The sequence below is a fragment of the Streptomyces sp. CB01881 genome, assembly GCF_002953255.1.
Lineage (GTDB): Bacteria > Actinomycetota > Actinomycetes > Streptomycetales > Streptomycetaceae > Kitasatospora.
On the sequence record NZ_CP026498.1, the window covers coordinates 11,030,918 to 11,031,372 of the forward strand.

The following is a 455-nucleotide window of genomic DNA, read 5'->3' on the forward strand; positions in this document are numbered from 1 at the left end:
ACGGCTGGCAGGATCTCGGCCAGCCCCGCGCTGACCGGGCAGTTGACCGTCCGCCGGATCGGCGTCGCCGACACCACCGCCGCAGCGGCAACCACCGTCCCCGCCTCCACGGGCCTGGACTGGACCACCGTCGCGGCGGCCGGGAAGCCCGCCGGCACCATCGCGCCGGCCCGCACCGGCGACCAGCAGCTGTTCACGCTGAGCTACCGGCCGGAGGGAATGGTCACGCAGGCCAACATCGCCCCGGCCGGCGCCCCGGCACCCAAGAGCCTCTCCGGCATCGCCACCCACGCCTACCTGACCGCGGTCGGCGCGGCCGTCGGCGACACCGTCCAGGTGCCGTTCGGCGACGTCACCCTCCCGGTCAAGGTCACCGGCGCGGTCTCCTCACTGCCGGTGGCCGGCGACACGGCGCTCGTCGTCGACCTGCCCACCACCGGGCGCCTGCTCGCCGC

Annotated in this window: 1 pseudogene; it reads left to right on the top strand. The window is 75.8% G+C overall.

Annotated features, from left to right (window positions below):
- Positions 1 to 455, top strand: a pseudogene (locus C2142_RS37505) (hypothetical protein); the annotation flags it as partial.